We start from the raw sequence: 562 nt of genomic DNA, 5'->3' as shown, positions 1-562 counted from the left end.
GGAATAACATCATCTAGATGGTATCCTTCAGAAGGAATGACTCTCAAACATCCATGTGTGGGATTATTACAAGGAGCAGTAATTTGGGGGAAAGCCCAAGAGATGCTTGTTTTAGAAAGTGTCTTAAAATCTATGCCTGATGTGACTTTTTACTGGGCAGGAGATGGACCATACCGTGAGAAAATTCTAGCAGTGTTGGGAAAATACAATAATTTCAAATGGCTTGGACCATTACAGTATCCAGACAAAGTCAGAGAGTATCTAACTGAGATTGATGTTTATGCACTAGTCAGCGGAATTGACATGTCACCTTTAACATTGCAAGAAGCACAGTTAATGAAAAAACCAGTGGTTGCAACAAATGTTGGAGGAATTCCAGAGCTTATGAAAAATAATGAAACTGGTTTTTTGGTAGAGAAAGGAGATGCAAATGGGTGGATTGAAAAACTATCACTTTTGATCAATGATGAACAAAAAAGAAAGACCATGGGAGGAGAAGGAAGAAAGTTTGTAGAAGAAAATTTCAATTGGAATAAAATTGCAAAAGAGTTTTTAGAAATTT

The 562-nt window shown here is 36.3% G+C and carries 1 protein-coding gene; it reads left to right on the top strand.

The features are described 5' to 3' along the window. A partial coding sequence (locus BG20_RS07035) for a glycosyltransferase family 4 protein (protein ID WP_010192767.1) occupies window positions 1-562 on the top strand: 562 nt, incomplete at both ends.

It is taken from the genome of Candidatus Nitrosarchaeum limnium BG20 (genome assembly GCF_000241145.1).
Taxonomy (GTDB): Archaea; Thermoproteota; Nitrososphaeria; order Nitrososphaerales; family Nitrosopumilaceae; genus Nitrosarchaeum; species Nitrosarchaeum limnae.
This window is presented reverse-complemented; position numbering and strand designations above follow the sequence as displayed.